This window comes from Streptomyces sp. NPDC005803 (genome assembly GCF_040630435.1).
In the GTDB taxonomy this organism is placed as follows: domain Bacteria; phylum Actinomycetota; class Actinomycetes; order Streptomycetales; family Streptomycetaceae; genus Streptomyces.
The window spans coordinates 186,401-210,155 of record NZ_JBEXXO010000001.1 but is presented as its reverse complement, the minus strand read 5'-3'; the positions used below and the strand labels follow the sequence as shown (position 1 = coordinate 210,155).

Below are 23,755 nucleotides of genomic sequence, written 5' to 3'. Positions count from 1 at the left end.
GTCATGGCCGACTTCCTCCTCATCGCCCTCTTCGCCTTCCTCGGCGCGGCCGCCGCCGGACTGCTCGGGGCGCTCGTCCTGCGGCTGTCCCGGCACCGTTCCCTCGTCGTCTCGCTCTCCGTGGTGGCCGCCGTCGCCGTCACCGCGATGCTCGCGGGGACGCTCGCCGTCGCCTGGGCGATGTTCCTGTCACCGCACGACCTCAGCGTGGTCACGACCGTCGTCGCGATGGCCGCCGTCGTCTCGCTGGTCACGGCGATGCTGCTCGGCCGGTGGATCGCCGCCAGGAGCCGCGACCTCACGCTGGCCGCGCGGTCGTTCGGCGACGGCGGCAGTTTCGCGGCCCCCGCCGGGCAGGCCACCGCCGAACTCGCCGGCCTCACGCGCGAACTGGCCGCCACCAGCGCCAAGCTCGACCTCTCGCGCGAGCGGGAACGGGCGCTGGAGACCTCGCGGCGCGAACTCGTCGCCTGGATCTCGCACGACCTGCGCACCCCGCTCGCCGGGCTGCGGGCCATGTCCGAGGCGCTGGAGGACGGCATGGCCGCCGACACCGGCCGCTATCTGCGCCAGATCCGGACCGAGGTGGAGCGGATGAACGACATGGTCGGCGACCTCTTCGAACTCTCCCGGATCCACGCCGGTTCGCTGGCCCTCGCCGTCGCCCGGACCTCCGTGTACGACCTGGTCGGGGACGCCCTCGCCGGCGCGCACCCGCTCGCCCGCGAGCACGGGGTGCGCCTGGTGGGCGACGGGATCGAGGCCGTGCCGGTCGAGGTCGACAGCAAGGAGATGAGCCGGGTCCTGGGCAACCTCCTGATCAACGCGATCCGCCGCACCCCCGCCGACGGCACGGTCGCGGTGGCCGCGCACCGCGACGGCGACGGGGTGGTGCTCTCGGTGACCGACGGCTGCGGCGGCATTCCCGAGGAGGACCTGCCCCGGGTCTTCGACACGGGGTGGCGCGGCAGCCACGCCCGCACCCCGCCCGCGGGAGCGGGCCTGGGGCTCGCCATCGTGCGCGGCATCGTCGAGGCCCATGCGGGCCGGGCGGCGGTGCGCAACGTGCGGGGCGGCTGCTGCTTCGAGGTCACGCTGCCGGTGGCGTGAGCCTCAGCGGCCGCCGGGCATGGACCGCAGCGGCTCGGAGGCGAACGCGGCCAGCCCTTCGGCGAAGCCCACCCCGGGCTTCCAGCCCAGCTCCGCGCGCAGCCGCCTGGAGTCGGCGGTGACGTGGCGTACGTCCCCGAGCCGGTACTCGCCGGTCACGACGGGGGGCGGGCCGCCGTGCGCCGAGGCCAGGGCCTCGGCCATCTCGCCGATGGTGTGCGGCTCCCCGCTGCCCGTGTTGTACGCGGTGAACCGGCCGGGCTCCCGCTCCGCGAGGGCCGCCAGCGCCACGGTGTTCGCCGACGCCACGTCCCGTACGTGGACGAAGTCGCGCCGCTGGCCGCCGTCCTCGAAGACGCGGGGGGCCTCGCCGCGGGCCAGTGCCGAACGGAAGAAGGAGGCGACCCCGGCGTACGGGGTGTCGCGCGGCATGCCGGGTCCGTACACGTTGTGGTAGCGCAACGACACCGCACGCCCGCCCGTGGCGCGGGCCCATGAGGAGGCGAGGTGTTCCTGGGCGAGCTTGGTGGCGGCGTACACGTTGCGCGGGTCGGCGGGCGCGTCCTCCGTGACCAGGCCGGGGGTCAGTTCCGTACCGCAGGAGGGGCAGCGCGGTTCGAAGCGGCCCGCCGCCAGATCGGCCGCCGCCCGGGGGCCGGGGCGGACGGCGCCGTGGCGGGGGCAGTCGTAGCGGCCCTCGCCGTAGACCACCATCGAGCCGGCGAGCACCAGGTCCCGTACGCCCGCCTCGGTCATCGCGGCGAGCAGCACCGCCGTACCGAGGTCGTTGCAGCCGACGTACGCGGGGGCGTCCGCGAAGTCCTTCCCCAGGCCGACCATGGCCGCCTGGTGGCACACCGCGTCGACGCCGCGCAGCGCCGCCGCCACCGCGGCCCGGTCGCGTACGTCCCCGACGATCGTCCCGTCACCGCCCGCAGGGGCGTCCGCCCCGCCGTGCGCCGACGCCAGGAAGGCGTCGAACACCACCGCCTCGTGCCCGGCCGAGGTGAGGGCCCCGACGATCTGCGAACCGATGAACCCGGCGCCGCCGGTGACGAGTACGCGCATGACGGCCACGCTAGGGCGTCGGCGGCGGTCCGCCGGGCTGCCGCGTCGGCACGTCACGGGACCGTAAGACGTGTCCGGCGGTGGGCCGGCGCGGGATCGGCCGGTCAGACGAACAGGAACGCGCCCGCCGTCGCCGCGCCCAGCGCCGTTCCGGCCGTCACCTGGCCCACCGTGTGGTAGCCGAGCGCGACCCGCGACCAGCACACGGCGGCCGTCATCACGTATCCGGACAGCCACCACGGCGAGTGCGCCGCGGCGAGCAGCGCGACCACGGCCGAGGCGACCGAGGCGTCCACCGAGATCTTCCAGACCGTGTTGACGGCCAGCAGGACGACGGTCATCACCCAGAGCCCCAGCATCGCGGCCAGGATGCCGGAGGGGGCGCCCCCCAGCACCATGACGGCCGACCCGACGCCGATGGAGCCGAGGATGACGAGGAAGATCGGGGCCCGCTTGGTCCGGTCGACGACATGGCGGTCGCCCCAGGTGCCGCGCCCCCGCTCCCACTCGATGTAGCCGGCCGGGACGAGCCCCGCGCACAGGGCGCCGAGGAAGCCCCAGAGCAGCCCGGTCCAGTCGCCCGCCGCCGCCAGCCCGATGGCGAGCATGCCGGCCAGCAGGAGGTTGCGGGGCTGCAGGACGTCGGTCACGGTGCGCGCGGTGGACGGCCCGGTGGCGCCGCTCGTCCCGGTGTCATGGGTGGTGCTCATGCCTGCTGCTCCTGCTCCCTGGCCTCGGTGGAGGCGTCGAGGACCTGGCGGGCCCGCTCGGGCGTGACCGTGCGGTACGCCGCGGCCACCCTCACCAGCCAGGCGACCTCGCCGTCCTGGTCGGTGGCGTGCTGGGTGCCGACGGCGGCCGCGTCGCCCGCCGGCGCGCCGGCGTTGCGGGCCGCGAGCGCCGCCTTGATCCAGTAGGCGTCGGCCAGCGGCCCGGCCTGGTCCCGGCCGGCGGCCCCGTCCGCGGCGGCCGCCTCGGCGGCCGGCAGCAGCGCGTCGGGCACGTAGTGGCGCAGCTTCTCCACCGCGTCGGCGATGTCCGCGGCCCACCGGTCGACCCGCAGGTCGGCCGGGGTGTCGAGGCGGGTCAGCTCGCGCAGCAGCGGCGCCGGGGGCTCGAAGGGCTGGTCGGGGAAGGCCGCCATCAGCTCGTACCAGAGCGCGTGCAGCTGCACCTGGGCCCGCCAGAGCTTCACCCGGCGGCGGACGTTGCTCAGCGCGGGGATGGAGGCGCCGACCGCGAAGAACGCGAACAGCACGACCTGCGCGGCCTCGGTGACCTCGTCGAAGTCCAGCGCGAAGGCCTCGCTCGGCGGGTCGATGACGCTGACCCACAGGAACAGCGTCCGGCTGACGGTGTAGGCGACGCCGATGAACATCGCGAACGTCATCATCCCCAGGCCCACCCGCAGATGGCGCAGCCGCGCGCCCGCCGTGGCCAGGGCCCACTGGTAGGCGCAGACGGCGGAGGCGGCGCCGAGGTAGAGGTAGAACACGCTCATGTACAGCGTCGCGCCCCACTGCCCCGCGTGGTCGGCGACGAAGCGGTCGGACGGGGTGGAGCGGTCGACGACGGTGAAGAACAGCACCGTCAGCAGCACGAGCGTGGCGACGGAGGCCTTCGCCGCGACCTGCTGGATCAGCCGCGCGAACCGCACGTGGCGCGGAACGGCCCCGGCATCCGCGTACTGCCCGTAGATCGCGACGATGTAGCTGAGAATGGCCAGAATCGCGACCGTCGCCGTGTAGTGCTTGATCAGTACGGAGAGGTCGGTGACCGGGCTGTCGTTGAGCCCGATGCGCACGGCCCGGGTCTTGGTCCACAGCGCGGCGGCGAACCCCGCGTAACAGCCCCACAGGGCCCGGCGGCGCCGGTCCTCCTCATCGCCCCACAGGGCGGCCGGCATGCGCCACACGGCGACGGCTGTCATCAGGCCGGCTATCAGATAGCCGGCGACGTCGAGCGGGGTCACGGCAGATGTCCTCGGGGTGGGGGGATCGGAAGGAGCGGGGGCGTGCGGTGCTACGGGCGGCGGAACAGGCCACGGCGGCGGTGGGCGACCGGGCGGGAGAGCGAGTTGGCGAGCCGCCCCACCATGTCATCGCTCGTCACGTCCCTCGCCATACGGGGGATGAGCGAGGCACCGAATTCGGCCATGCGTTCGTCATGGGTGTCGTACTGGGCGCGGGCCTGCACGGCGTCCGGGCTGCGCAGCGCGTCCTGGCCGACGACCCGGGTGATGAGGGAGGTGTCGAACACGGGGAGCAGGCGGCGGAGTTGCTCCGCGTCGAGCGAGGTGCCGTGGTCGAACCACTCGTGGCACAGCTCGTGCAGGATGACGTGCTGGGTCTGGTACGCGGTGGGGCGCCGGCGGTAGAGCACGAAGCTGGTCCGGCCGGACTTCAGCCGCAGCCCGCAGGCCGCGTTGACGCGGGCCAGCCGGTCGGGCATCTCCTGCAGCACGATGGTGCGGCCGCGGGCCGCCTCCATGTTCGCCACCAGGCCCTCGACCGTGAAGGGGGAAGGGATCGGGAGGTCGGCCAGCCCGGCCTCGCACTCCTTCCGCAGTTCGCGCATGGACATGCCTAGCTCCGTGGTTCGCCGTCGGCCGGGGGCTGCCGGTCCTTGGCGTCCTGGAGCAGGTCGAGCGCGAACTGCAGCAGCTCCGGCGGCAGCCCGTCCTCGTCCAGGCCCCGCCCGGCCAGACCGCTGATCTCGCCGGTCCGCCGCTTGGCCAGGAACTGCAGTCCCGCGACGACGTCGTCGACGACCTCGGACTCCGCCTTGAAGAAGCGCCAGTCCACGCCGAAGCCGAGGCCGAGCGCCTTGAGGATGTCCTCGGAGGGCTGGGTGACCTTGCCGGCGAGGATGTTGGAGAAGTAGCTGTGGGAGAGGGAGCCGCCGCGCTCCTTGACCAGGTCGGCGAAGACCCGTCCCGAGATCTTGCGGCCGGGGAAGGTCTTCTCGACCATGTACTCGACCTTCTGCCGCAGCGTTCGCAGCTCCGGCGCGCGTTCTTCGCCGCTGTCCATCCCGGCCCCCACGTTCACGTCCACCGCCCGGGCGTCTGTCCGGCTCCGCGGTGCTCGATTCGGTCAACGGGCTCGTACTGTAACCAACCCCGACGTGCCGTCCGTCGGCCGGGAGGCCCGGTGGAACACCGTAAAGGGACGAAGTGGAGCATCTCGCTCCGGTGTCCGAAGCGGGCTTGCGCAAACACTCTACGTCACTGTTAACTCGAAAAAACATGGGCAGGGGACCACGAGGGGAGTCCCTTGCCCGTGAAAACGCCTGCGCCTGCCCGCCTCCTGCGAGTGCCGGGCGCGCACGTGGGTGTAGCCCTTCACGACGGGGGATGCGTGAAGGGCTACGTCTGCATTATGGCCTCTGGTCAGGCCGTCATCAACTGACCGACCGGTCAGCGTCCTTGGCGCGCCCTCCGGCGGGCCTCACGCGGCGTGCGGCAGCAGGGGCGCGGGGGTGGACCGGGGCGCGCGTGACCGAAGCGGCCGGGGGAGCGCCGGAGCCGGGTCGGACGAGATAAATTCCCCCGTCCGGCCCGGGAAATCTGTCGCGACTATGCTAGACACGATGGCTCGCACAATGAGAGTTCCTCCTACGGTCAACGAAGTCAGCGACACGCGGCAGGTGCACATGCCCCCCGAAACCCCTCCGCATGCCACCGACCGGCTCGACGACGACGACTACCCCGCCTACACCATGGGCCGCGCCGCGGAGATGATCGGCGCCACGCCGGGATTCCTGCGCGCGCTCGGTGAGGCCCGGCTGATCACCCCGCTGCGGTCGGAGGGCGGCCACCGCCGCTACTCCCGCTACCAGCTGCGCATCGCGGCCCGCGCCCGTGAACTCGTGGACGGCGGGACGCCCATCGAGGCCGCGTGCCGCATCGTCATCCTGGAGGACCAGCTCGAAGAGGCCCTCCGGCTGAACGAGGAGCTGCGCCGGCCCGACCAGGACCGCGACACGGCCTGAACGGCATGCGGGCAGCCGGCGCCCTCGCCACCCCCTGCCCCGACCCCCCTTCCGGCCCACGTCAGCGCGCGTTGCCGCCGTTGCCGTGCGCGAGGGCCGTGCTGCCCGTCCGCTCTCGTCGTCGGGCGCGAGGGCCGTGCTGCTCTGTCCGCTCTCGTCGTCGTGCGCGAGGCCGGGTCGCTCTGTCAGCCCCCGCCGCCGTGCGCGAGCGCCGTGCTGCCCCGTTCGATGAGCCGGGGCAGCGGGACCTGGACGGTGCGCGCCGTGCCGCCGTCGAGCAGTGCGGTCAGTTCCCGCGCCGCGAGCCGGCCGAAGGCGACCGTGTCCCGGGACAGTGCGGTGAGCCACGGCGCGGTGAGCCGGCACAGCGCCGAGTCCTCCCACGAGACCACCGACACGTCGCCCGGGACCCCGAGGCCGAGGCCGGCCGTGACCGCCACGCCGGCCGCGGCCATCACGTCGTTGTCGTAGATGAGCGCGGTCGGCGGGTGGGCCCGCTCCAGCACCCGGCGGGTCACGGCCGCGCCCTCGGTGTCGGAGTAGTCCGTGGTCACCGAGTGCGCCTCGGTCAGCCCGCGCCGGTCGGCCTCGACGCGCAGGGACCGGATGCGCCGGTCGGTGTGGGCGAGCGAGGGCAGGCCGGCGATGTGCACGATGCGCCGGTGACCCAGTTCGTGCAGCCGGCCGACGATGGCCGCCATGGCTCCCGCGTCGTCGGCGCGCACCTGTGAGAGCCCCGGGTGGGGGCCGGTGTCGCTGCCGGGCAGGGCCCCGATGACGACGCCGTGCAGGCCGAGTTCGTCCAGCAGCCCGACGCGGGGGTCGTCGGTGCGCGGGTCGACGACGAGCACCCCGTCGACCCGGTGCTCGGCCCACCAGCGGCGGTAGACCGCGCACTCGGCCGCCACGTCCTCCACCACCTGGAAGAGCAGCCCGAGCTGACGCTCCGCCAGTACCTCCTGGATGCCCGAGATCAGCTGCAGGAAGAACGAGTCCACGCCCAGGTTGGCCGCCGGCCGGGCCACGACGAGCCCCACGGTGGCCGACCCCTCGCCCGACAACGCGCGCGCGGCCGTGCTCGGGCGCCAGCCCAACTGCTCGGCGACGCGCCGGACCCGGTCGCGGGTGATCTCCGAGACGCCCGGACGGTCGTTGAGCGCGAAGGAGACGGCACTCTCCGACACCCCGGCGCGCTGGGCGATGTCCTTCATCGTCGGCCGGCGCGCGGGTGTGCGTCTGGCCGTCGAAGTGTCCCCGGCCGGCGGCCGCTTCGGTGTCACCCGGTGCCTCTTTCCCTGCGTTCCCTGTGGCGCTCGTCGGACGTCGGGTTCGCTCGCCCCCGGGGGCATCGTAGGGCTTCCCGGCCCATTGGTCGAGCGATGAACCGCAGCAACTAAAGCGCTTGAGCTCAACGCACCTAAAGCGCATTAGTCTCTGATCTTGTATGTACTCCAACATGTCGCTGACCTGCATGTATGCGGGGGTGTGCGACTAACTTCCGATGAATGTATTGACTTTCCGCCAGACGCATTGCAGGGTCTGCTGGGCGAACGCAGCCGGTGGGTCTACACCCCGGCCGGCCGTCCGCACGCCTGGTCCGAGCAAAGGAGCCGTTCACCGTGCGCATCTCCCGCAGGGCAGTCGTCACTGCCGCCGTCCTCGCCACCGTCCTGCCGCTGAGCGCGTGTGGCGGTGAGTCCGGCTCGGGCTCGTCCGACGCCTCGGGCAAGGTCGAAGGCAAGATCACTTTTCAGACCTGGAACCTGCAGGCGAACTTCAAGGACTACTTCAACGGTGTGATCGCGGACTTCGAGAAAAAGTACCCGGGCACCGAGGTCAAGTGGGTGGACCGCCCCGGCGAGGGCTACGCGGACAAGATCAGCGCGGACGCGGCCGGCGGCACCCTGCCGGACGTCGTCAACGTGTCCCCGGACCTGGTGGCCCCGCTCGCCAAGGCGGGCCTCGCCCTGGACCTCGACAAGGCGGCGCCGCAGTACCGCAAGGAGTACCTGGACGGCGCCTGGAAGGCCCATCAGATACCGGGCACGCAGGGCACGTACGCCTTCCCCTGGTACCTCAACACCGGGCCGATGTTCTACAACAAGCGCCTGCTGAAGGACGCCGGCCTCGATCCGCAGAAGCCCCCGGCCACCTACGACGAGGTCTTCGCGGACGGCCTGAAGCTCGCCGAGCGGAGCAAGGGCAAGATCGCCACCCTCGCCAACGTGCCCACCATCGAGGACTTCGGCCGCTACGGCGGACAGCTGATGAACAAGGAAGGCACGGGCTTCGCCTTCAACGACGCCAAGGGCGTGCAACTCCTGACGAAGTACAAGGAGTTGTACGACGCCAAGGCGCTCGACCCGCAGGCGCTGACCGCGACCCCCGAGTCCTCCGGCCACAAGTTCCTCACCGAGTCGGTGGCGATGAACCCCGGCAGCGCGCTGGACCTGGCCAACTTCAAGAAGCAGGCCCCGAGCCTCTACAAGAACATCGGCATCACCGACCAGGTCAGCAACACCGGCAAGGCCAACATGTACGTCATGGGCCTGATGGTGAACGCGCAGACCAAGCAGAAGCCCGCCGCCGTGGCCTTCGCCCACTACGTGACCGACGCGACGCGGCAGATGGACTTCGCCAAGCAGGTCGCCATCTTCCCGAGCACCGCCGGTTCGCTCGACGACCCGTACTTCACGAAGGAGGACGGCACGGACGTGACCCGCGTACGGGTCGCCGCCGCCAAGTCCCTGAAGACGGCCGTCAATTACACGCCGGTCCTGTTCAGCGAGCAGATGAAGACCGAGCTGCGTAACCAGGTCGCCAAGGCGCTGCAAGGGAAGCAGAGTCCCAAGGAGGCCCTTGACAACGCTGTCAAGGCCTGTGACCGGCTGTTGCAGCAGAGCTGAGACCCCTCGTGAACTCCCCCGTCCCCAGCCCCGCGACGTCCCGCACCGGGACCGTCCGCGCCGGAGCCCCGGCGAGCGCGCCGGGCTCCGGCGCGGCCGGGGCGGCGGCCCGGCGCCCCCGCCCCGGCAGCCGCCGGCCCGCCGGCCGGATCAGCCGCCATCTGCCCCTCAGCCCCTGGCTGTTCGCGGCGCCCGGACTCGTCGTGGTCGGCGTCTTCAGCCTCTTCCCGTTCTTCAGCACACTGGTCAACGCCTTCACGGACCGGCGGACCCTGGTCCCGGGCACGTTCGTCGGCCTGGCGAACTTCCAGGAGCTGCTGCACGACGAGATGTTCTGGATCGGCCTGCGCAACAGCGCGCTGTACGTCCTCGGCGTCGTGCCCGCCCTCGTCATCCTGCCGCTGCTGCTGGCGATGCTCGTCCAGCGGCACATCCCCGGCATCGCCTTCTTCCGCTCCGCCTTCTACACACCGGTCGTCGCCTCCATCGTGGTCGTCGGACTGATCTGGGTGTGGATGCTCGACGACCGCGGCCTGGTCAACTCGGTGCTGGAGGCCGTGGGCATCGGCAAGGTCGGCTTCCTCAGCGACCAGTGGCTGCTGCTGGGCAGCGCGATGACGGTCACGGTCTGGAAGGGCCTGGGCTACTACATGATCATCTACCTGGCCGCGCTGGCGAACGTACCGCGGGAGCTGCACGAGGCCGCCGCCGTGGACGGTGCCGGAGCCGTACGCCGCTTCTTCACCGTCACCGTTCCCGCCATCCGCTCCACCATGGTGCTGGTCGCGGCGCTGTCCTCGGTCTCGGCCTTCAAGGTCTTCTCCGAGGTCTATCTGATGGCCGGCCCCTCCGGCGGCCCGGCGGGTGAGGACACCACCCTGGTGATGCTCGTCCAGCGCGTGGGCACCGGGCTGACCGGGCGGGTCGGGTACGCGTCCGCCATCTCGGTCGTCATCTTCGTCGTCACCGTCGGCCTGATGCTCCTGGTGCTCCGGGCCGACCGCAAGGAGGACGCGTGAGCTTCCTGAAGACCACCGACGCCGAGGGACGCCGCGTCCCGGCCTGGCAGCTCGTCCTGAGATACGTGCTGCTGCTCGCCGTACTCGTGCTGACCGTCGGACCGTTCCTGTGGCAGCTCTCGACCTCGCTGAAGGGTCCGAACGAGGACATCTTCAGCTCCCCGCCGACGTTCTTCCCCAGCGACCCGACCCTGGACAACTACAGCAGGGTCGCCGACACCATCCCGGTGTGGGACTACGCGTTCAACTCGCTGAAGGTCGCCTCCGCCAACGTGGTGACCAACTGCGTGGGCTCCGCGCTGGCCGGTTACGCGCTGGCCCGGCTGCGCTACCGGGGGCGCAGGGCCGCGACGCTGGCGTTCATCCTCGCCATGCTCGTACCGGTGGAGGGCATCATCATCGCCCAGTTCACCACCATGCGTGACCTGGGCCTGAACAACACCCTGCTCGGGGTGCTGCTGCCCGGCTCGATCGGGGCGATGAACGTCCTGCTGATGCGCAACGCCTTCCTGAACCTCCCGCAGGAGGTGGAGGAGGCGGCCTTCGTGGACGGCGCCAACGTCTGGCAGCGCTTCCTGCGGATCGCCCTGCCCTCGGTCAAGGGGACGCTCGCCGTCGTCGCGATCTTCGCCTTCATGGGCTCATGGGACGACTTCCTGTGGCCGCTGATCGTCCTCAGCGACCCGGAGAACTTCACCCTGACCATCGGCCTGAACTACCTGCACGGCACGTTCGCGAACGACGAACGGCTCGTCGCCGCGGGCACGATCATCGCCGTGCTCCCGCTCATCGTGATGTTCGCGGGCCTGCAGCGCTTCTTCTTCAGGGGCGTCGGCGAAGGCGCCGTCAAGGGCTGACCGGCCACTCCTCCCCCCGCACCACAGAACCAGGACCCCTGTTCCGTATGAGCGACTCCCCCTTGCGTTTCGGCGCCAACTACACGCCCAGCGAAGGCTGGTTCCACCACTGGCTGGACTTCGACCTCGACTCCGTCCGGGCCGACCTGGACTCGATCGCCGGCCTCGGCCTCGACCACATCCGGGTCTTCCCGCTCTGGCCCCTCTTCCAGCCCAACCGCACCCTGATCCGCCCGCGCGCCGTCGAGCAGCTCGTCCAGCTCGCCGACGCCGCCGCCGAGCGGGGCCTCGACGTCAGCGTGGACGGTCTCCAGGGGCATCTGTCGAGCTTCGACTTCCTGCCCGCCTGGACCGGCACCTGGCACCGGCGCAACCTCTTCACCGACCCCGACGTGGTCGCCGGACAGGCGGAGTACCTGCGCACCCTCGCCGCCGCCCTCGCCGACCGGCCCCACTTCATCGGGATGACCCTCGGCAACGAGATCAACCAGTTCTCCGGGGACCCGCACCCCGACCCGGACCGCATCAGCCCCGAGCAGGCGGGCGCCTGGCTGACCAGGATGCTCGACGCCTGCGAACAGGGGGCGCCCGGCAAGCTCCACCTGCACGCCGAGTACGACGCCGCCTGGTACCAGGACGACCACCCCTTCACCCCCGCGCACGCGGCCCGGACCGGGGCCGTCACCGCCGTGCACTCCTGGGTCTTCAACGGCACCGCCCAGCGCCACGGCCGCACGGGCACGGCCACCGAGCACCACGCCGCCTACCTGATCGAGCTCTCCAAGGCCTGGGCGCTCGACCCGCACCGGCCGGTCTGGCTCCAGGAGGTCGGCGCGCCCGCCCCGCTGATCCCCGCCGAGCACGCCGCCGCGTTCACGGAGGCGACCGTCGAGAACGCCCTGGACTGCGAGGACGTGTGGGGCGTCACCTGGTGGTGCTCGCACGACGTGTCCCGCTCACTGGCCGACTTCCCCGAACTCGAGTACAGCCTGGGCCTGCTGACCAACGACCGGCAGGTCAAGCCGGCCGGCCGGGCCATCGCCCGGATCGTCGAGGAGCACCGTGGCAGGACCCGGCGGCCCGCTCCCCGGACCACGGCCGTCGTCGTCGACACCGGCGACGACGCGAGCGCGCCCCACCGCTCGGTGTGCGCCCCCGGCGGGGCGGTCTTCGAAGCCTTCGCCCGGCTCACCGCGGACGGCGTCCGCCCCACGGCCGTCCTCGCGAGCCACGCCGACGACACCGGACACCTCGCCGCCCGCGGCATCACCGAGGTCGTCGCACCGGACCAGGTCCGGTGACCGCACTCCCCCGCCCCCGCACCACCACCCCGCACCGCACCGGAATCGCACCTCACACGATACGGAGCACACCGTGAACCAGCCCCCGTCCCGCCCTGCGGCGCCCACCCGCCGCACCGTCGTCCTCGCGGGCGCCGGAACGGCCGCCGCCCTCCTCGCCCCGGCCTTCGCCGGATCCGCGGCGGCCGCCGCCCCCGCCTCGGCGCAGGCCGCCTCCCGGCCCTTCGCCTCCTACTGGTTCCCCGACTCGGTGCCCGCCGGCACCCCCGGGGACGGCATCACCTGGCGCAGCCTGAAGGCCTGGCGCGCCGAGGACGACCCCGACCTGCCCTTCAACACGGCGACCGTCCCGCTCGCGGACCGCTTCACCCCGGTCCCGGTGAACACCACAGCCCGCACCGACCAGGCGCGCATCTGCGCCCTGGTGGCCTTCGGCAACACCGCGGGCAACCCGTCCCAGGGCTCGGCCACCGCCGACCACTACGCCCTGAGCCACTGGGCGTACATCGACGAACTCGTCTTCTGGGGCGGCTCGGCGGGAGAGGGGCTGGTGCTCGCCCCCAACGCCCCGGTCGTCGACGCGGCGCACCGCAACGGCGTCCCCGTCCTCGGCACCGTGTTCCTGCCGCCCGTGCACCACGGCGGCGATCTGCGCTGGACGCGCGACCTCGTGCAGCGCGACGGAGCCGGACGTTTCCCGCTGGCCGCCAAGCTCGTGGAGGTGGCCGTCGCGCACGGTTTCGACGGGTGGTTCATCAACGCGGAGACGGAGGGCGGGGACGCCGCGCTCGGCGCCGAGATGCTGGCCTTCGTCACCGATCTGCGGGCGCGCGGCGACGCCGCCGGTCTGCGCATCACCTGGTACGACGCCATGACGGTGCGGGGCGAGGTCGGCTGGCAGGGGGCGCTGAACGCCGAGAACGCGGCGCTGTTCGAGGAAGCGGACTCGATGTTCGTGGACTTCCGCTGGACGCCGGGGACGCTCACCTCCTCCGGTGCGAACGCCGAGGCCGCAGGCCGCAGCCGCTACGACCTGTGGGCGGGCGTCGACGTCGAATCGGCCGGCTGGAACAAGGCCGTCGACTGGGACGCGATCATCCCCGCCGACGGGCCGCACACCCTCTCGTACGGTTTCTACCGCCCGGAGTGGACCCGCAGCCATCTTCCGGAGGGCCGCACCCCCGCCCAGTTCCACGCCGCCGACCAGCGGTTCTGGACCGGACAGTCGCTCGACCCGGCCCGGCCGGACCGTACGGACACCTGGCGCGCACCCGCCACGGCGGTGGCCGACCGTTCCACCGTCGACCGCCTGCCGTTCGCCACCACCTTCAACACGGGCCACGGCCTGCGCTGGTACGAGAACGGCCGGGTGACCTCCCGCAGCGAGTGGAACCACCTGGGGTTGCAGGACCGGCTGCCGGGCCGCCGCTGGGTCGTCCGTACCGACGGCCCGACCCCGTCCGTCGCCTTCGACTTCGCCGACGCCTGGCGCGGCGGCAGCAGTCTGCTGGTCGACGGCGACCTCGACGCCCCGGCCACCGTCGAGCTGTACGGCACCCGGCTGCCGCTCTCCAGGCGCACCGTCGTCGAGCTCACCCACCGGACCGATCCCGGATCGGGCCCGGTCACCGTCGAACTGGCCGTCGCCCTGCACGAGCCGGACCGGCCGGGCGACCCGGTCGCGTACACCTACCTTCCGGCGGGCGAACTGCGTACGGGCGGCACCGGCTGGACCACGGCCACCCTCCGGCCGCACTCGCTCGCGGGAACCGTCCACGCGCTGGGCGTCCGGCTCACCGGGGCCGGCCCCGTGCGCTGGCGCCTGGGCGCCCTGGCCGTCCGTGACACCCCGGAGGTCCCGGCCGCGCCGGCCGCCCTGCGCATCACCGGCTCGGCAGCCGGCGCCCACGGCACCGACCTGAGCTTCCGCTGGAAGCGGGCGGCCGGCAACCTGCGCCACTACGAGCTGCACCGGATCCTGCCCGACGGCACCCGGCGCTTCCTCGGCGGCACCTGCGGCACCGCCTTCTTCGTTCCGGACATCCAGCGGGAACCGGGCGAAAAAGCCGCTCGTTTCCAGGTCAGGGCCGTTGGCGAGCTCTACACGACCTCCGGCGCCGCCTCGACGGCGCACCGCTGGTAAGCACCGCAACCACCCCCCGCCCGCACCCACCTCACAACGGAGCCACCCTCATGCACGACGACCGCAGTCTGGTCGAAGCCCGGCTGAAGCGCGTCCTCGACGAGCGCATCCGGCCGGCCGTCTACCCGGAATCCGTCCCGCTGGACGTCGCCGTCTGGAACGCACCGGGTGAGCCCGTCCCCGTCGCGGAGGGGCTGGCCGGCCCGACCGAGCCGATCGCGGTCGGCGACCGGTGGGGCGCTCCGTGGGGCACCTGCTGGTTCCGGGTCTCCGGGACCGTCCCGGAGGCCTGGGCGGGCCGGACCGTCGAGGCGCTGCTCGACCTCGGGTTCGACGAGAACATGCCCGGCTTCCAGTGCGAGGGCCTCGTCTACCGCCCCGACGGCACCCCGGTGAAGGGCCTGAACCCGCGCAACCAGTGGGTGCGGGTGGGTGCTCCGGCCGTCGGCGGCGAGGAGGTGCTGCTGCACATCGAGGCGGCCTCCAACCCCGTCATCCTCGACTACCACCCCTTCCTGCCGACCCGGCTCGGTGACAAGGACACCGCGGGCGACGAACCGCAGTACACCCTCGCCCGGATGGACCTCGCCGTCTTCGACGAGCACGTGTGGAACCTCGTCCAGGACCTGGAGGTGCTGGGGGAACTGATGCAGGAGCTGCCCGTCGACGGCGCCCGGCGCTGGGACATCCTGCGCGCCGTCGGCCGCGCGCTGGACGCGGTCGACCTCCAGGACGTGAACGGCACCGCGGCCGCGGCGCGCGAGCAGCTCGCCGGTGTCCTCGCGACGCCCGCCCAGCCCTCGGCCCACCGGATCAGCGCGGTCGGCCACGCCCACATCGACTCCGCCTGGCTGTGGCCGCTGCGCGAGACGGTCCGCAAGGTCGCCCGGACGACGTCCAACATGACCGCGCTCCTGGAGGACGAGCCCGACTTCGTCTTCGCGATGTCGCAGGCCCAGCAGTTCGCCTGGATCAAGGAACACCGCCCCGAGGTCTACGCCAAGGTCAAGAAGGCCGTGGCCGAGGGCCGGTTCGTGCCGTCCGGCGGCATGTGGGTCGAGTCCGACACGAACATGCCCGGCTCCGAGGCGATGGCCCGCCAGTTCGTGCACGGCAAGCGCTTCTTCCTCGACGAGTTCGGCATCGAGAACGACGAGGCGTGGCTGCCCGACACCTTCGGCTTCGCCGCCGGCCTGCCGCAGATCATCAAGGCCGCGGGCTCCAAGTGGCTCCTCACCCAGAAGATCTCGTGGAGCCAGACCAACAAGTTCCCGCACCACACCTTCCAGTGGGAGGGCATCGACGGCACCCGGATCTTCACCCACTTCCCGCCCGTCGACACCTACAACTGCTCGATGAAGGGCAGCGAGATCGCCCACGCGGCGAAGAACTTCAAGGACAAGGGAGTGGCCCAGCACTCCCTGGCGCCGACCGGCTGGGGAGACGGCGGGGGCGGCACCACCCGCGAGATGATCGCCAAGGCCGCCAGGATGCGCAGCCTCGAAGGCTCCGCGACGGTGACGTGGGAGACCCCCACCGACTTCTTCACCAAGGCGGAGGCGGAGTATCCGAACGCACCCGTGTGGGTCGGCGAGCTCTACCTCGAACTGCACCGCGCCACCCTCACCAGCCAGGCGAAGACGAAGCAGGGCAACCGCCGCAGCGAACACCTGCTGCGGGAGGCCGAGCTGTGGGCCGCCACCGCCGCGGTGCGGACCGGATTCCCCTACCCGTACGAGCAGATGGACCGCATCTGGAAGACGGTGCTGCTGCACCAGTTCCACGACATCCTGCCCGGCTCGTCGATCGCCTGGGTCCACCGCGAGGCGGAGAAGACGTACGCGGCCGTCGCCGAGGAGCTGAACGGCATCGTCGACGCCGCCCAGCGCGCCCTGGCCGGTGAGTCCGCGACGGGCGAGGTCCTCGTCTTCAACTCCGCCCCGCACACGCGCGGCGGCGTCGGAGCCGGTGCGGCGGCGCCCGTCACCCCCGGCAGCGTCCCGGCCCCCGCCCCGCGCGAGGGTGGCGGCTACGTGCTGGACAACGGTCTGCTCCGGGTGGAGATCGACGCCCGCGGGCTGGTCGTCTCGGCGTACGACATCGGCGGCGAGCGCGAGACGGTGGCGCCCGGCGAGGCCGCGAACCTGCTGCAGATCCACCCCGACTTCCCGAACATGTGGGACGCGTGGGACGTCGACGCGTTCTACCGCAACACCGTCACCGACCTGACGGACCTCGACGAGCTTACGCCGGTCGAGGACCCGGGCGCCGCCCGCGTACGGATCGTCCGCAGCTTCGGCGACTCGAAGGTCACCCAGCTGCTGACCCTCGCGCCGGGCGCCAAGCGGCTCGACATCGACACCGAGGTCGACTGGCACGAGACGGAGAAGTTCCTCAAGGCGGCGTTCCCCCTGGACGTCCATGCCGAGCGGTACGCCTCCGAGACGCAGTTCGGGCACTTCTACCGGGCCACCCACACCAACACCAGCTGGGAGGCCGCCAAGTTCGAGGCCTGCAACCACCGCTTCGTCCACGTGGAGGAGCCGGGCTGGGGCGTGGCACTCGTCAACGACTCGACGTACGGCCACGACGTGACCCGCACGGTCCGCGACGCGGACGCCGGTACGACCACCACCGTGCGGGTCTCGCTGCTGCGCGCCCCCCGGTTCCCCGACCCGGAGACCGATCAGGGCGTGCACCGCTTCCGGCACGCGCTCGTCCCCGGCGCGGCGATCGGCGACGCGGTCCGCGAGGGCTTCCGCATCAACCTGCCGGAGCGCCGGGTGACCGGTGACCGGGAGGTGGCCCCGCTGGTGGCCGTCGACAACGACGCGGTCGTCGTGAGCGCGGTCAAGCTGGCGGACGACGCGAGCGGCGACCTCGTCGTGCGCCTCTACGAGTCCACGGGCGGGCGCGCCCGGGTCCGTCTCTCCGCCGGCTTCGAGACCGCCGACGTCGTGGCGTGCGACCTGCTGGAGCGTCCGTCGGCCGACGCGCCGGCGTTGGAACTCCGGGACGGAGGCGTGCAGTTGTCGCTGCGCCCCTTCGAGCTCGTCACGCTGAGGTTCGCGCGCCGCTGACCCCGTCCGCTCCTCCCCTGGCCCCGGCCCGGGGAGGAGCGGTGCGCCGGGCCCGAAGCGCCGTAGCACGGAGCGACGGATATCTGTAGCCGCAAGCACAGAATTCTGTGCAATGCGCGGTGAAGGTTTATGACACGCCGGGCGGAGTGTAATTACTTGCCGCGCCCGCCCGCATTCATTGTGCTACTGTAGATCTCAGTTGCAGTTGTGGTTCCCAAAGACTCCAAGTGCTCTCCTCAGCTAAATGGGCTGATGGGCGCACTTTTGTATTATCCGGCTCATTATCCGGATGGGGTAATCATCGCGGCGACGCGGGACTGGCACAGTGCGAGTCCCCGGGCTCTGCCCCAGAAGGAGATAAACATGGCTACTGGCACCGTCAAGTGGTTCAACGCGGAAAAGGGCTTCGGCTTCATCGAGCAGGACGGCGGCGGCGCTGACGTCTTCGCCCACTACTCGAACATCGCCGCCAGCGGCTTCCGTGAGCTGCAGGAGGGCCAGAAGGTGAACTTCGACGTCACGCAGGGCCAGAAGGGCCCGCAGGCTGAGAACATCACCCCCGCGTGAATCCGATGACACCGGCGCTCACGCGCTGAGTGCGCATCCACAGCTGGGGCCCGCACCTTGGGTGCGGGCCCCAGCTCGTTGCTTTTCAGGGTCCGCCCCCGAGCACGCCGTGTCGGTACCACCGCCACGAGCCGCCGGGGCAGCGCACAGGACCCACGCTCTTCACCGTGCGGCGGACGATCCGCCATGGCTCCCGGACCACCGGTCCGCCGGAGCCCCGTGACATGACCCGCAGGCCCGTTCCCGGGCCGGCTCGTCCGTCATTGCGAAGCGCCGGACCCGGTTCTCCCGGGCCCGTATCGGCTCAAGACCGGCTGCCGGGCTTCGTTCACGTATGCCAACGGCCCGTTCTTGCGATTCTTGTGCCGCTCGTCGCCGCAATGAATTCCTCGATACGCGCCATATCGAGGAAAGGTTCCGTATGAACCGCGACCGCACAGCTCGCTCCAATGACCGCTTTTCCCGCACCCGTAGTGGTGGAGCCACCGGTTCCGGCGGCTCCCGTTCGGGTGGCGGCTTCCGCTCGCCGGCCTCGGGCCGGCCGAGCGGCCAGGGACGTTTCGGCGCCCCGGCCCAGCGCTCCGGCGGCGGTTACGGCCGCCGGCCCGCCGCCAAGCAGGGTGAGTTCGCCCTGCCGAAGACCATCACCCCGGCCCTGCCCGCCGCTGAGGCGTTCGCCGACCTCGACATGCCCGCGCCCCTGCTGGCGGCGCTCGCCTCCGAGGGCGTCACCGTGCCGTTCCCGATCCAGGCGGCCACGCTGCCGAACTCGCTCGCCGGCCGTGACGTGCTCGGCCGCGGCCGCACCGGCTCCGGCAAGACACTCGCCTTCGGTCTGGCCCTGCTGGCCCGGACCGCCGGCCGCCGCGCCGACGCGCGCCGCCCGCTGGCCCTGGTCCTGGTCCCCACCCGGGAGCTGGCCCAGCAGGTCACCGACGCGCTCACCCCGTACGCCCGCTCCCTCAAGCTGCGGCTGGCCACCGTCGTCGGCGGCATGTCGATCGGCCGCCAGGCCGCCGCGCTGCGTGGCGGCTCCGAGGTCGTCGTCGCCACCCCCGGCCGGCTGAAGGACCTCATCGAGCGCGGTGACTGCACCCTGGACCGGGTCTCCATCACCGTTCTGGACGAGGCCGACCAGATGGCCGACATGGGCTTCATGCCGCAGGTCACCGAGCTGCTCGACCAGGTGCAGCCGGAGGGCCAGCGGATGCTGTTCTCGGCCACCCTGGACCGTAACGTCGACCTGCTGGTCCGCCGCTACCTGCACGACCCGGTCGTCCACTCGGTCGACCCGGCCGCCGGTGCGGTGACGACCATGGAGCACCACGTGCTCTACGTCCGCGGTGCCGACAAGTACGCCACGACGACGGAGATCGCGGCCCGCGACGGCCGGGTGATCATGTTCCTGGACACCAAGCACGCCGTGGACAAGCTCACCGACCACCTGCTCAGCAGCGGGGTACGGGCGGCGGCACTGCACGGCGGGAAGTCCCAGCCGCAGCGCACCCGGACCCTGACGCGGTTCAAGACCGGCCACGTCACGGTGCTGGTCGCCACGAACGTCGCGGCGCGCGGCATCCACGTCGACAACCTCGACCTGGTCGTCAACGTCGACCCGCCGAGCGACCACAAGGACTACCTGCACCGCGGTGGCCGTACCGCCCGGGCCGGCGAGTCCGGCAGCGTCGTCACCCTGGTGCTGCCCAACCAGCGCCGCGAGATGACGCGTCTGATGGCCGATGCCGGGATCACCCCGCAGATCGCCGAGGTCCGCTCCGGCGAGGCCGAGCTGAGCCGGATCACCGGTGCGCAGGCGCCCTCGGGCGTGCCCGTCACCATCACCTCGCCGCCGTCCGAGCGCCCCAAGGGCGGTTCCTCCTCCCGTGGCCGGCGCAGCCGCCCGGCCCAGGGGCGCCGCCCCTCGGCTTCGGCGTCCTCGTCCTCCCAGCCGCGGAGCGGAGGCGCGCCGCGCCGCTCCTCCGGCGACCGAGCCGCCTGACCGACGTCCGGCCGCACTGCCTGACCGAGGTCCGGCCGTGCGGCCCCGCCGTCGTCCGGTCGCGCCGTCCGACCGGCATCCGCGGTTCTGCCCCATTCCGCTCCCCGTCCCCGTGGAGGCACCATGCGCTGCGTCATCGCCCGTTTCCCGTTCGACCTGTTCAAGCACGAGGTCGAGGAATCGATGAAGGGCGTCAAGCCCGAGCCCGTCACCGGCGAATCGGTGATCATCAGCCGTCGTGTGTACCCCGTCAAGCAGGTCGGCGAGGTCATCACCCGGCAGGACCGCCGCGACTTCTCGGCCGGTGAGGTGACCAGGGCGCTCTCGCGCCTCGGCTTCACCTGCCGGCCCGTCCCGGCCCCCGCCGCACCCGTGGTGCTCACGCCCATGGAAGCGGCGTCGGCCGCGCTGGGGACGCCCGGCCAGGACGCCTGAGGCGTCCGGCCCCCCGGCACACACCGAGGCCCGGTCTCCCCGCGGGGGAGGCCGGGCCTCGGCGCGTCCGCTGCCGTGTCAGGTCCAGAGCGCCTCGGCGAGGGTGACGCCGACGAACGCCGCGCCGAGACCCGCCACCACGCTCGCCACGGCATTGGCCACCGCGTAGAACCTCGCCCCGCCCTCGGCCAGCCGCAGCGTCTCGTAACTGAACGTCGAGTACGTGGTCAGCGCCCCGCAGAAACCCGTCCCGAGCAGCAGCTGCGTGTGCGAGGAGGCGGCCCCGGCCGCCACCGCCCCGGTCAGCAGGCCCAGCACCAGGCACCCGCTCACGTTCACCGTGAAGGTCCCCCAGGGGAAGACGGTGTCGTGCCGGGACTGCACCGCCCGGTCGGTCAGATACCGCAGCGGGGCGCCGACCGCCGCACCGATGACCACCAGCAGCCAGTTCACGGGCGGTCCCCCGAATCCCGCTCACCGGAAGCCGGTCCCGGACGGACGATCTCGCAGACGTCCAGCGTGACCGGGCCGTCGCCGGTCAGTTCGGCGATCACCGGCAGGAACGCGCGGACCTTCGCCTCCGTGTCCACGATCACCACCGCCACCGGCAGGTCTTCGCTGAGCGACAGCAGCCGCTGGGTGTGGATCATCGAGGAGGCGCCGAAGCCCTCGATCCCGCGGAACGCGCTGGCGCCCGCCAGTCCCGCCCGGTGCGCCCGGTGCACGATCTCCGCGAAGACGGGGCGGTGGTGCCAGGTGTCGCACTCGCCCACCAGGACGGTCAGCCGCAGGCCCGGTTCCGTGCTCGGCGTCGTCATGCCTGCCTCCACGCCAGTGCGCGGCGCGTCAGCCACACCGCGCTTCCCACCGCCGCGAGGGCCGCGAGCAGTGTCACTCCCAGGTAGACCAGACCGGTACGGGCCCGGCCGCCGTCGACGAGGCGCTCGATGTCCACGGCGTACGTGGAGAAGGTGGTGAACCCGCCCAGTACCCCGGTGCCGAAGAACGGCCGCACGAGGCGGTGGGCCGACCACGCCTCGCTGATCACCACCATGAACACACCGATCACCGCGCAGCCGACGACGTTGACCACGAGGGTCGTCCACGGGAACCCGCCCGGCGCGGTGGGCCACAGGAGCGCGGCGCCGTAGCGGGCGGAGGCGCCCACCGCGCCGCCGAGCGCGACCACCGCCACGACCGCGGTCTGCGGGGTGCGGAACTTCACGGACACGCGTCTCCTACTCGCCGGTTCGCACGCCGGACGCGGGTGCGCACGCCAGCGAGCCGGACCGTCACCGGCTCCGGCCGGGGTCGGGTACGGCGGGCCCCATCGCCGCGCAGCGACCGCCGCCGGGCCCCGCTCCCTCCAGGCTATCGCCCGTACCCGGCGGGGTCGTGTTGTCCTAGGGTGGCCCGGGTGTATGCCAGCGGGGAGTTGCGGACGGTTGTGGGCGGCCCGGGCCGGGGTCGCGTCCCCCGGCAACGGGGGAGGGAGCCGGAGGTCCGCCCGCCGTGGTGGCGGCGGAACGCGGTGCCGGTCATCGCCGTGGCCGTCGTGATCCCGCTCTACGCCGTGTGGGCCGCCGTCCTGGCCACCGGCGGCGGCGACCTCGCCGCACAGCTGGCCTGGTCGGGGTTCACCGCCCGCCACCCGGACGCGGCCTACAACCTCTCCTGGTACGGGGGGATGCACACGGCCAACTACAGCGTCTTCTCCTCGTATGTGATGGCCTTCCTCGGCGTCCGGACGGTGTCCGTGGCCGCCGGGATCGCGGGCACCTGGCTCATGGCGCTCCTGTTCGTGCGCGGGGGTGTGCGGCACGCGGTCCTGCCCGCGGTCCTGGCCGCCCTCGCCCTGTGGTGCAACGTCGCCTCCGGGCGTACGACCTTCGCTCTCGGCGTCGCCGTGGGGCTCGTCGCCTGCCTGTACGCGCACCGCCCGGTGACCGCCCTGGTGGCCGGGGCGCTGGCGACGATGGCCAGCCCGGTCGCGGGGCTGTTCCTCGTGGTGGCGGGGGCGGCGTACCTCCTGGACCGTCAGTGGCGCAAGGGCGCGGTGCTGATGGTGCCGTTCTTCGCCGTCGTGGGCGCCACCACGGTCATCTTCCCGTTCGAGGGCGAACAGCCCATGGCCAGCGGCAGGTTGTGGATGCCGCTCGCCGTCTGCGCCGTTCTGGCGGTCGCGGCCCCGGCGGGGCGGGAATGGCGTCTTCTGCGGTACGGCGCCGTGGTGTACGGCGTCGGCGTGTTCCTCACCTTCCTCATCGCCTCCCCGATAGGGACGAACGTGGAGAGGCTGCTCGGTCTCGTCGCCGTGCCCGTGCTGCTCGTGGTGGCCCTCGCCCTCGTACGGGAGAAGGCATGGGGGCGGACGGCCGTGATGGCGACCGCCCTCGTCCTGTCCGCCCAGTGGCTCGTCGACAAGACCGTGGACGACCTCCAGGTGTCCACCGATGTGCCGGCCTGGGCGTCCCGCACCGAGGGCGTGGTGGGTGAACTGCGCCGCCTCGACGCCGGTCTCGGCCGCGTGGAGGTCGTCCCGGCCCGCAACCACCGCGAGGCGGCCGCACTCGCACCGCACGTGAACATGGCGCGCGGCTGGAACCGTCAGCTCGACGTCGAACGGGGGCGGCTCTTCTACGACGGGACGCTGACCCCCGCCCGCTACCGTGCCTGGCTGGACCGGTGGGCCGTGGGCTACGTGGTGCTGCACCACGGGCGGCCGGACGGCCCCGCCGAGGCCGAGGCGAAGCTGGTCAGGGCCGGGCAGCCCTGGCTGGAGCAGGTGTGGCGGGACGCCGGGTGGACGGTCTACCGGGTCCGGGGCGCGAAGCCGCTGGTGGATGCCCCCGCCGAGGTCGTGCGCGGCAGCGACGCCGAGCTGGTGGTGCGGATGCCCCGGGCGGGATCGGTGACCGTCCGTATCGCCCATTCGCCGTGGCTCCGGGTGCGCGGCGCCGACGGGGGCGCCGGGGGGTGCCTGCGGCAGGACGGCGAGTGGACGAGGCTGACCGTGCCGAAGGGCGGGACGTACCGGCTGGACTCGGCGTACCGGCTGCCGCGTGGCAGCGGCTGCTGACCGGGCGTACGGGACGCCGGGTGACGGTGGTCGCCGGCCGTCGCACCGGTTGTCGCGTGACGGTGGTCGCCGGCCGGGCGTGCGGGTGGCCGGATGACCGAAGCCGCTGTCCGGACGTACCGGCTGTCGCGCCGCGGCGGCTGCTGCCCGGGCCGCCCCGCGCGGGGGCGGGCGGGGGTGGCGGTGTCACCCGACCGG

At 72.4% G+C, this 23,755-nt stretch carries 21 protein-coding genes; 12 read left to right on the top strand and 9 right to left on the bottom strand.

The window, feature by feature from the left end:
* The first annotated feature begins 3 nt into the window (after positions 1 to 3).
* Positions 4 to 1,110: a HAMP domain-containing sensor histidine kinase gene (locus ABZ454_RS00960; RefSeq protein WP_359535397.1), complete on the top strand. Its 1,107-nt coding sequence runs from the start codon at positions 4 to 6 to the stop codon at positions 1,108 to 1,110.
* A 3-nt stretch (positions 1,111 to 1,113) separates the two neighbouring features.
* Here ABZ454_RS00960 and ABZ454_RS00955 read toward each other — a convergent pair whose 3' ends face one another.
* The 5 genes from ABZ454_RS00955 to ABZ454_RS00935 all read right to left on the bottom strand — a co-directional run bounded on the left by ABZ454_RS00955 (position 1,114) and on the right by ABZ454_RS00935 (position 5,210).
* Complete coding sequence (locus ABZ454_RS00955) at positions 1,114 to 2,178, bottom strand: NAD-dependent epimerase/dehydratase family protein (protein ID WP_359535394.1); 1,065 nt, start codon at positions 2,176 to 2,178, stop codon at positions 1,114 to 1,116.
* Positions 2,179 to 2,282: 104 nt separating this feature from the next.
* Positions 2,283 to 2,888, bottom strand: a complete 606-nt coding sequence (locus ABZ454_RS00950) for a hypothetical protein (RefSeq protein ID WP_356319284.1) — start codon at positions 2,886 to 2,888, stop codon at positions 2,283 to 2,285.
* Complete coding sequence (locus ABZ454_RS00945) at positions 2,885 to 4,150, bottom strand: MAB_1171c family putative transporter (protein ID WP_359535391.1); 1,266 nt, start codon at positions 4,148 to 4,150, stop codon at positions 2,885 to 2,887. Before ABZ454_RS00945 ends, ABZ454_RS00950 begins: the two co-directional genes overlap by 4 nt.
* 50 nt (positions 4,151 to 4,200) lie before the next feature.
* Positions 4,201 to 4,761: a toxin gene (locus ABZ454_RS00940; RefSeq protein ID WP_356319286.1), complete on the bottom strand. Its 561-nt coding sequence runs from the start codon at positions 4,759 to 4,761 to the stop codon at positions 4,201 to 4,203.
* Between the two features lie 2 nt (positions 4,762 to 4,763).
* Positions 4,764 to 5,210 carry a hypothetical protein gene (locus ABZ454_RS00935; protein ID WP_356319287.1) on the bottom strand — a complete coding sequence of 149 codons (447 nt, stop codon included), beginning with the start codon at positions 5,208 to 5,210 and terminating at the stop codon, positions 4,764 to 4,766.
* 622 nt (positions 5,211 to 5,832) lie between these two features.
* Between ABZ454_RS00935 and ABZ454_RS00930 the strand changes: the two genes are divergently transcribed.
* Positions 5,833 to 6,171 carry a MerR family transcriptional regulator gene (locus ABZ454_RS00930; RefSeq protein ID WP_356319288.1) on the top strand — a complete coding sequence of 113 codons (339 nt, stop codon included), beginning with the start codon at positions 5,833 to 5,835 and terminating at the stop codon, positions 6,169 to 6,171.
* Positions 6,172 to 6,356: 185 nt separating this feature from the next.
* Here the strand turns inward: ABZ454_RS00930 and ABZ454_RS00925 are convergent, their stop codons facing one another.
* Entirely contained in the window at positions 6,357 to 7,382 is a 1,026-nt protein-coding gene (locus ABZ454_RS00925; RefSeq protein WP_359535736.1) for a LacI family DNA-binding transcriptional regulator, read from the bottom strand.
* Positions 7,383 to 7,790: 408 nt separating this feature from the next.
* Here ABZ454_RS00925 and ABZ454_RS00920 point away from each other — a divergent pair, with 408 nt between their 5' ends.
* From ABZ454_RS00920 to ABZ454_RS00880, 9 genes are all read left to right on the top strand, one after another.
* Positions 7,791 to 9,077 (top strand): sugar ABC transporter substrate-binding protein, encoded by a 1,287-nt coding sequence (locus tag ABZ454_RS00920; protein WP_359535388.1) that lies wholly within the window; start codon positions 7,791 to 7,793, stop codon positions 9,075 to 9,077.
* A gap of 149 nt (positions 9,078 to 9,226) precedes the next feature.
* Positions 9,227 to 10,096, top strand: a complete 870-nt coding sequence (locus ABZ454_RS00915; RefSeq protein ID WP_356319318.1) for a sugar ABC transporter permease — start codon at positions 9,227 to 9,229, stop codon at positions 10,094 to 10,096.
* Positions 10,093 to 10,953: a carbohydrate ABC transporter permease gene (locus tag ABZ454_RS00910; protein WP_359535385.1), complete on the top strand. Its 861-nt coding sequence runs from the start codon at positions 10,093 to 10,095 to the stop codon at positions 10,951 to 10,953. The genes ABZ454_RS00915 and ABZ454_RS00910 overlap by 4 nt, the downstream gene beginning before the upstream one ends.
* A gap of 47 nt (positions 10,954 to 11,000) precedes the next feature.
* Positions 11,001 to 12,254, top strand: a complete 1,254-nt coding sequence (locus ABZ454_RS00905; protein ID WP_359535382.1) for a glycosyl hydrolase — start codon at positions 11,001 to 11,003, stop codon at positions 12,252 to 12,254.
* A gap of 73 nt (positions 12,255 to 12,327) precedes the next feature.
* Entirely contained in the window at positions 12,328 to 14,397 is a 2,070-nt protein-coding gene (locus ABZ454_RS00900; RefSeq protein WP_359535379.1) for an endo-beta-N-acetylglucosaminidase, read from the top strand.
* A gap of 50 nt (positions 14,398 to 14,447) precedes the next feature.
* Positions 14,448 to 17,477, top strand: coding sequence for a glycoside hydrolase family 38 C-terminal domain-containing protein (locus ABZ454_RS00895; protein WP_359535376.1), 3,030 nt, complete (start codon positions 14,448 to 14,450; stop codon positions 17,475 to 17,477).
* Between the two features lie 363 nt (positions 17,478 to 17,840).
* Positions 17,841 to 18,044, top strand: a complete 204-nt coding sequence (locus tag ABZ454_RS00890) for a cold-shock protein (RefSeq protein ID WP_015609674.1) — start codon at positions 17,841 to 17,843, stop codon at positions 18,042 to 18,044.
* Positions 18,045 to 18,465: 421 nt separating this feature from the next.
* Entirely contained in the window at positions 18,466 to 20,043 is a 1,578-nt protein-coding gene (locus tag ABZ454_RS00885) for a DEAD/DEAH box helicase (RefSeq protein WP_359535373.1), read from the top strand.
* A gap of 123 nt (positions 20,044 to 20,166) precedes the next feature.
* Positions 20,167 to 20,478, top strand: a complete 312-nt coding sequence (locus ABZ454_RS00880) for an SCO5918 family protein (protein WP_356319294.1) — start codon at positions 20,167 to 20,169, stop codon at positions 20,476 to 20,478.
* Between the two features lie 78 nt (positions 20,479 to 20,556).
* Here ABZ454_RS00880 and crcB read toward each other — a convergent pair whose 3' ends face one another.
* The 3 genes from crcB to ABZ454_RS00865 are packed head-to-tail and all read right to left on the bottom strand — an operon-like array spanning position 20,557 to position 21,709.
* Positions 20,557 to 20,931, bottom strand: coding sequence for a fluoride efflux transporter CrcB (crcB, locus tag ABZ454_RS00875; protein ID WP_356319295.1), 375 nt, complete (start codon positions 20,929 to 20,931; stop codon positions 20,557 to 20,559).
* Positions 20,928 to 21,296, bottom strand: a complete 369-nt coding sequence (locus tag ABZ454_RS00870; RefSeq protein ID WP_359535369.1) for a DUF190 domain-containing protein — start codon at positions 21,294 to 21,296, stop codon at positions 20,928 to 20,930. The genes crcB and ABZ454_RS00870 overlap by 4 nt, the downstream gene beginning before the upstream one ends.
* On the bottom strand, positions 21,293 to 21,709 hold the full coding sequence (locus tag ABZ454_RS00865) for a CrcB family protein (RefSeq protein ID WP_359535367.1): 417 nt from the start codon (positions 21,707 to 21,709) through the stop codon (positions 21,293 to 21,295). Before ABZ454_RS00865 ends, ABZ454_RS00870 begins: the two co-directional genes overlap by 4 nt.
* Before the next feature lie 300 nt (positions 21,710 to 22,009).
* On the opposite strand from ABZ454_RS00865, the gene ABZ454_RS00860 reads away from it, so the two are divergent.
* Positions 22,010 to 23,557 (top strand): hypothetical protein, encoded by a 1,548-nt coding sequence (locus ABZ454_RS00860; protein WP_359535365.1) that lies wholly within the window; start codon positions 22,010 to 22,012, stop codon positions 23,555 to 23,557.
* Positions 23,558 to 23,755 lie beyond the last annotated feature (198 nt).

Coding starts and splice junctions, on each gene's coding strand:
- ABZ454_RS00935 (WP_356319287.1), bottom strand. CDS start 5,210: ATGGACAGCGGCGAAGAACGCGCGCCGGAGCTGCGAACGCTGCGGCAG.
- ABZ454_RS00925 (WP_359535736.1), bottom strand. CDS start 7,382: ATGAAGGACATCGCCCAGCGCGCCGGGGTGTCGGAGAGTGCCGTCTCC.
- ABZ454_RS00880 (WP_356319294.1), top strand. CDS start 20,167: ATGCGCTGCGTCATCGCCCGTTTCCCGTTCGACCTGTTCAAGCACGAG.
- ABZ454_RS00890 (WP_015609674.1), top strand. CDS start 17,841: ATGGCTACTGGCACCGTCAAGTGGTTCAACGCGGAAAAGGGCTTCGGC.
- ABZ454_RS00885 (WP_359535373.1), top strand. CDS start 18,466: ATGAACCGCGACCGCACAGCTCGCTCCAATGACCGCTTTTCCCGCACC.
- ABZ454_RS00950 (WP_356319284.1), bottom strand. CDS start 2,888: ATGAGCACCACCCATGACACCGGGACGAGCGGCGCCACCGGGCCGTCC.
- ABZ454_RS00895 (WP_359535376.1), top strand. CDS start 14,448: ATGCACGACGACCGCAGTCTGGTCGAAGCCCGGCTGAAGCGCGTCCTC.
- ABZ454_RS00870 (WP_359535369.1), bottom strand. CDS start 21,296: ATGACGACGCCGAGCACGGAACCGGGCCTGCGGCTGACCGTCCTGGTG.
- ABZ454_RS00955 (WP_359535394.1), bottom strand. CDS start 2,178: ATGCGCGTACTCGTCACCGGCGGCGCCGGGTTCATCGGTTCGCAGATC.
- ABZ454_RS00905 (WP_359535382.1), top strand. CDS start 11,001: ATGAGCGACTCCCCCTTGCGTTTCGGCGCCAACTACACGCCCAGCGAA.
- ABZ454_RS00960 (WP_359535397.1), top strand. CDS start 4: ATGGCCGACTTCCTCCTCATCGCCCTCTTCGCCTTCCTCGGCGCGGCC.
- ABZ454_RS00930 (WP_356319288.1), top strand. CDS start 5,833: ATGCCCCCCGAAACCCCTCCGCATGCCACCGACCGGCTCGACGACGAC.
- ABZ454_RS00940 (WP_356319286.1), bottom strand. CDS start 4,761: ATGTCCATGCGCGAACTGCGGAAGGAGTGCGAGGCCGGGCTGGCCGAC.